This is a genomic window from Streptacidiphilus jiangxiensis (genome assembly GCF_900109465.1).
Taxonomy (GTDB): domain Bacteria; phylum Actinomycetota; class Actinomycetes; order Streptomycetales; family Streptomycetaceae; genus Streptacidiphilus; species Streptacidiphilus jiangxiensis.
Genome location: NZ_FOAZ01000070.1, coordinates 1 through 5,641, shown reverse-complemented (window position 1 = coordinate 5,641; position 5,641 = coordinate 1). Strand labels below are relative to the sequence as shown.

Here is a 5,641-nt window from a genome sequence, read left to right as displayed (position 1 = left end):
CATCCGCCGGAATAGACGGACCCGTGCACAGCGTCCTCGCTGAAAATTTGTTCTCAAAAGTAACTGGCGTTGACTTTTGGCACGCTGTTGAGTTCTCAAGGAACGGACGCTTCCTTTGCTTCCCTTTCGGGCCGCTCCGGGCGCTTCCTTCGTTTTCTACTCTATCAGAACTTTCGGCTTTCGCTTTTCGCTCCGGCCCGTTCCGACGAGTGAAACTCTAGCTGATTTCTTCGGTCGGAACCAAATCGGTCAGCCATTTTCGAAAATGGCAGCACAAAGAAAGCCTTTGTGCGATCAGATTCGAGGGGGTTTGCTGCCCGGACACCCGCACCGCGAGCGGGGCAACTCGGAGAACATTACACGTCCGGACGACTCGGATCAACCCCCCACCTCGAGGGCCCCCACGGGGCTAGCGTGACCGGCTATGAGCGCCGAAGGCTGGCTGGCCGACACCCGGACGTCCTACGACACCCTTGCCACGACCTACGCAGAGCGGACCCGTGACCTGCTGAGTCGGACACCCTACGAGCGCGCGGCACTGGCGCTCTTCGCCGACCAGGTGCGCGAGGCCGGCGACGGGCCGGTCGCGGACGTGGGGTGCGGGACAGGCAGGATCACGGCGCATCTGAACGGGTTGGGCCTGGACGTGTTCGGGGTGGACCTGTCGCCCGCGATGGTCGCGGAGGCGCGGCGGGCGTACCCGGCGCTGCGGTTCGAGGTCGGTTCGATGACGGAGCTGGACCTCCCCGATGCATCCCTGGCCGGCCTGCTCGCCTGGTACTCGCTGATCCACATCCCGGACGAGGAGCTCGGCGGTGTCCTGTCCCGCTTCCGTCGGATGGTGCGACCGGGTGGCCCGCTCCTGGTGGCCTTCCACGTAGGCGACGGGGCCGAGCTGAAGACGCGGGGGTTCGACGGGCTCCCCATCAACGTCCACGTGCACAAGCGCCGACCGGACGGGTTGGCCGCCCGGCTCGATGCCGCCGGATTCGAGGTCGAGGCGCAGACAACGCTCCGCTCGGCGGAGAGCAGCCTCGGCGGCATGCTCTTCGCCCACCGGCGTCCCTGACGGGACACTTCCTCAGGCGAAGTGGACCTCGCCGAGCCCGAGCCACTCGGCGAGCGCACCCAGCTCGGCATGGACGGCGGCAGTCATCTCGCGGGTGAAGGGCACGTCCGCATGGACCGCCTGCACCCGCAGGACGGAGGACCTGCGGTCGGCGGCCGCGTCGACCTTGCCGATCATCTGGTCGTCGTGGAGCACGGGCAGCGCGAAGTAGCCCCAGCGTCGCTTGGCCTTCGGCTTGTACATCTCCAGGGTGTATTCGAAGTCGAACAGGTCCACCGCGCGCGCCCGGTCGTGGATCAGTCGGTCGAACGGCGACAGCAGCGCGGTCCGGCCCGCGAAGCCCTCGGCCGTCGCGTCGGGATCGACGCGCCAGACGCCGGACGTGCCGTCGATCTCGGCCAGGACCCCGACCTCTCCCACCACCCGCGGGCGAGCGACGCCGAGCGACCGCAGCAGCTTCCGCCTGCGCACCTCGTGCGCCTCCTCCTGGGGCAGCACCAGGACGTCGGCGGGGAAGACGCGCTCGGCCAGGTCCCACAAGCGTTGCCGGCCTCGACGCCCGGCGACGGCCACCTCTCCCCGGACACTGAGGAACTCGAGCATCTGGGTGACGTTCCGGTTGTTGGTCCACCCCGTCGACGGCCACGTCACCTCCGCGGTGTCGGGAATGTCGCGCGAGGCCAGCGGGGCGGACGTGGCGAGCAAGTCGAGCACACGCCGCCGGAACCCCTCATTGGCGGCGAGCCAGGCCCCCGACCTCGGGCCGAAGGGCCAGGCCGCCATCTCCGCGCGGTAGAGGCCCAGGTCTGCCATCGGGCGCACCATGGCCACCGATGCGCAGTGCTCGAAGATCGTTCGCTCGTGCTCGAGCGCCTCCCGGAGCTGGGCCGGCGCGTACGTGCTGCCGAGCCGGCTCCAGGCGACCAGGTCCGCGCTGGGCGCCACCGCGTCCGTCGGGTCCAGCTGCAGGAAGGTCAGCTGCTGGATCAGTGTCAGGAGGTTGCCGGGACGGCTCGCGTCCAGCAGCTGCGCCCGGACGGCGATCCGACGAGCCTCTGCACGAGTCAACCGTCGTGTCTGCATTGGTCTTTGTCGTCCCGTCGTCTCTCGCCACATGGCACGGCCGGGGTGTTCCCGGCTCCCCGGTCGGGATCGTAGACGCCGGGTCCGACAGAACCACCGGCACAGCCGTTCGAACGTGGCGGCACCCGGCCTGCGGGACCGGGGCTCCAGGCACTCGGTCAGGCGGTTGCCTCCGCCGTGGAGGCCACCTGTGCCTGCTCCCGGGCCACGACGTGACGGCGGCGGGTCGGCATGCCGAGCAAGGGGTTGGCCACACCCCAGGCGGCGCCCTTGCACACCAGCTCCTTGTAGACCGCGGCGATCCGCCCGGTCAGGGCAGCGCCCTTCGCACGGTCGTCGGCCGTGACGTACTGGATCAGCCCGTCCTTGCGGCCGAGCGAGACGCACTGGTTGAAGTAGCGGATCGACACGGCCGGGACGGTCGTGCCGGTCAGGCGCGCGGCGATCGCGTCGGCGGCCTGCCAGGCGGTGGGGACGCCGGAGGCGCAGGACATCCGCAGGGGCTTGTCACCGGGGCCGATCACCATCGCTGCGTCGCCGATCGCGTACACGTCCGGGTGGGAGACCGAACGCATGGTCGCGTCGACCACGATCTGACCGGTGTCGGTGACCTCGAGCGCGGAGGCCCTGGCGACCGGGTGGACACCGAAGCCGACGGTCCACACCGTGACGGCAGCCGGGATGCTCGTGCCCTCGGCCGTGGCGACGTGGTCCGCCTCCACCGCCGCGACATCGGTGTGCTCGTGCACCGCGATGCCCAACCGGTCGAAGGCCGTCCGCAGGTGCTGTCGGCTCTTGGGGGCGAATCCGTCGCCGAGGGCGCCGCGAGCGGCCAGGGCGACGTCCAGATCCGGACGGGCCTCGGCGATCTCGGTCGCTGCCTCGATGCCGGTGAGTCCACCACCGACGACCACCACGCTCTGACCGGCGCGCAGGTTCGCCAGGGACTCCCGCAGCCGGAGTGCGCCGGGACGGCCGGCGATCTCGTGGGCGTGCTCAGCGGTGCCGGGGACGCCCTGGGGGTTCCAGCCGCTGCCGAGGGCGTAGACGAGCGTGTCGTACTCGAGCTCCACGGTGCCGTTCTCGTCGGCGACGGCGACGGTCCTGCGGTCGACGTCGACGCCGGTGACCTTCGCCAGCCGCAGTTCGACGCCGGTGCCCTCGAGCATCTCGCTGATCGGCCGCGGCTTGAGGTCCTGGCCCACGGCCAGCTGGTGCATACGGACGCGCTCGACGAAGTCGGGCTCGGCGTTGACGAGGGTGACGGAGACGTCCCCGCGGTGCAGACGCCTGGCGAGGCGCCCGGCGGCGCTGGCTCCGGCGTAACCGGCTCCGAGGACGATGACGCGGTGCTTCTGCATGTCGCTGCTCCTGTCTGGCTTGGGTTCACCCCTTTGACCGGGTGGGCCTTCGCTTCCTGACAGGGTTGCGGTGTGAAGCAGGTCACAGTGCAGCGATCGGCTCAGAACGGGACGGCCAGGGGCTCCCCGTGGTTGCCGGCGGCGGCCCACCGCTCCGTCGCTCGTACGAGCTTGTCGGGGTTGACCTGGTTCCGGCACGCGGAGATGCCCTCGGCCGTCACCTCCAGGCACATCACGCCGACCACCCGGCCCTCGACGACCGCCACGAGCGCAGGGACGCCGTTGGCGACCGTCGCGTACAACTCAGCCGTGCCGCCGATGATCGCGCGCTTGGCCTTGCCCGGCGTGAACAGGCCCCGCATGAACTTCGCGACCGCCAGCGCGCCCTCGACCGTCTTGGAACGAGCCGGGATCTTCCCGCCGCCGTCGCCGACCGCGACGACGTCCTGCGTGAGCAGTCGCACCAGCGGCTCCGTGCGGCCACTGGTCGCGGCGGCCAGGAACTCCTCGACGACACGGCGGGCCGCCGCCTCCTCGATCTCCGTGCGGATCCTGCCCTCCGCGACATGCCGCTTGGCACGGTGGAAGATCTGCTGGCTGGCCGCCTCGGTGAGGTCCAGGATCTCGGCGATCTCCCGGTGCGAGTAGTCGAACGCCTCCCGCAGCACGTACACGGCCCGCTCGTTCGGGGAGAGCCGCTCCATGATGGTGAGGACCGCATACGAGACGGACTCGCGCTGCTCGACCGTGTCCATCGGCCCGAGCATGGGATCGCCGGCGAACAGCGGCTCGGGCAGCCACTCGCCGACGTAGGTCTCGCGTCGTACGCGGGCCGAACTGAGCTGGTTGAGGCAGAGGTTGGTGATGACCTTGGTCAGCCACGCCTCGGGAACCGCGATGCTCTCCGCGTCGGCCGCCTGCCACCGCAGGAACGTCTCCTGCGCGGCGTCCTCGGCCTCGCTCGCGGACCCGAGAAGCCGGTAGGCGATGGCCTCCAGGCGAGGCCGCAAGGCCTCGAACCGCTCCACATCCCCCGTGTTCAGCAGCATGGCCCGATCGTAGACGAGCGCCCCAGCAGTGGGGCGGTTCATACCCGCAGGACCCGCACCCGGCTCCCGCAGAGGCGGGTCAGATCGTCCGTGTCGGAGGTCAGCACGGCGACGGGAGGCTGCTGACGCAGCGCCAACTCAGCGACTGTGGCGTCGAGTGCGTACTTGTGACCGTGGAGGCCGACCTCGCGCAGCAGCGCGGAGGCCGCGCGTGCGCTCTGCTCGGTCACCGGCTCCACGCGTGTCTGGGAGAGGACCCAATTCAGGCGGGCTCGGTTGGTCCGTTCGTGTGACGCCTCGATGATCGTGTTCGCGCACACCACGAGGTCGGCGTCCGACTCCCGCAGGACTGCCAGCTTGGCCATCATGCCGCGGTCCTGGTCGACCCAGGCCGAGAGCGCCTCGCAGTCCAGGACGACGGATGCGAAGCCGGCGCTCACGCGGCATCGACCCCGGAGCGGTTCTCGCCGGCTCCGAGTTCGGCCCGCGCACGGGCCAGCTCCTCTTCCGTGAAGGCGCCGTGCTCCTGCTGGTACTGCGCCAGCTCCGTGGCCAGCAGCTGCCGCCGGACCTGGCGGGCGACGGCCTCGGCGACATAGCCGGAGACGTTGTCGGTGTGCCGCTTGATCTCCTCGACCTGTTCGGTCGGAAGGGTGACCGTGATGCGCGTCGTGGAAGCCATGGACCGAGCATACTGCGGTATGCATCGGCTGGCACCCACAACGCAGTGAAGCCCCCTGACCGATGGTCAGGGGGCTTCACTGTAAAAGTTGTTCGGCGGCGTCCTACTCTCCCACAGGGTCCCCCCTGCAGTACCATCGGCGCTGTGAGGCTTAGCTTCCGGGTTCGGAATGTAACCGGGCGTTTCCCTCACGCTATGACCACCGAAACACGATGAGATCATGCGATAGTCGCTGTCTCAGAACAGCACAGTGGACGCGTAGCAGCTATGGACAAGCCCTCGGCCTATTAGTACCGGTCAGCTCCACCCCTCACAGGGCTTCCACATCCGGCCTATCAACCCAGTCGTCTACTGGGAGCCTTACCCCATCAAGTGGGTGGGAGTACTCATCTCGAAG

6 protein-coding genes and 2 rRNA genes are annotated in these 5,641 nt (G+C 69.2%); 1 reads left to right on the top strand and 7 read right to left on the bottom strand.

From position 1 onward, the window contains the following. Positions 1-424 precede the first annotated feature (424 nt). Positions 425-1,069: a class I SAM-dependent DNA methyltransferase gene (locus BMY61_RS43430; protein WP_042461474.1), complete on the top strand. Its 645-nt coding sequence runs from the start codon at positions 425-427 to the stop codon at positions 1,067-1,069. A 12-nt stretch (positions 1,070-1,081) separates the two neighbouring features. Here BMY61_RS43430 and BMY61_RS43425 read toward each other — a convergent pair whose 3' ends face one another. The 7 genes from BMY61_RS43425 to BMY61_RS43395 form a co-directional block, all read right to left on the bottom strand. Then, the gene (locus BMY61_RS43425; RefSeq protein WP_236656689.1) at positions 1,082-2,137 is read right to left on the bottom strand and encodes a DNA glycosylase AlkZ-like family protein; all 1,056 of its coding nucleotides are present in this window, start codon (positions 2,135-2,137) and stop codon (positions 1,082-1,084) included. 173 nt (positions 2,138-2,310) lie between these two features. Next, complete coding sequence (locus BMY61_RS43420; protein ID WP_042461465.1) at positions 2,311-3,513, bottom strand: NAD(P)/FAD-dependent oxidoreductase; 1,203 nt, start codon at positions 3,511-3,513, stop codon at positions 2,311-2,313. A 101-nt stretch (positions 3,514-3,614) separates the two neighbouring features. Then, a complete protein-coding gene (gene sigJ, locus BMY61_RS43415; RefSeq protein WP_042461462.1) occupies positions 3,615-4,562 on the bottom strand; it encodes an RNA polymerase sigma factor SigJ in 948 nt (315 codons plus the stop codon). Positions 4,563-4,600: 38 nt separating this feature from the next. Beyond that, on the bottom strand, positions 4,601-5,002 hold the full coding sequence (locus BMY61_RS43410; RefSeq protein WP_042461459.1) for a PIN domain-containing protein: 402 nt from the start codon (positions 5,000-5,002) through the stop codon (positions 4,601-4,603). Further along, positions 4,999-5,244, bottom strand: coding sequence for a hypothetical protein (locus BMY61_RS43405; protein WP_042461455.1), 246 nt, complete (start codon positions 5,242-5,244; stop codon positions 4,999-5,001). Before BMY61_RS43405 ends, BMY61_RS43410 begins: the two co-directional genes overlap by 4 nt. Before the next feature lie 90 nt (positions 5,245-5,334). Next, positions 5,335-5,451 (bottom strand): 5S ribosomal RNA (rrf, locus tag BMY61_RS43400). Positions 5,452-5,511: 60 nt separating this feature from the next. Then, a 23S ribosomal RNA gene (locus BMY61_RS43395) occupies positions 5,512-5,641 on the bottom strand; the annotation flags it as partial.

Excerpts from the sequence above, each read along its gene's own strand:
- BMY61_RS43420 (WP_042461465.1), bottom strand. The coding sequence starts at position 3,513 with ATGCAGAAGCACCGCGTCATCGTCCTCGGAGCCGGTTACGCCGGAGCC.
- BMY61_RS43405 (WP_042461455.1), bottom strand. The coding sequence starts at position 5,244 with ATGGCTTCCACGACGCGCATCACGGTCACCCTTCCGACCGAACAGGTC.
- BMY61_RS43430 (WP_042461474.1), top strand. The coding sequence starts at position 425 with ATGAGCGCCGAAGGCTGGCTGGCCGACACCCGGACGTCCTACGACACC.
- sigJ (WP_042461462.1), bottom strand. The coding sequence starts at position 4,562 with ATGCTGCTGAACACGGGGGATGTGGAGCGGTTCGAGGCCTTGCGGCCT.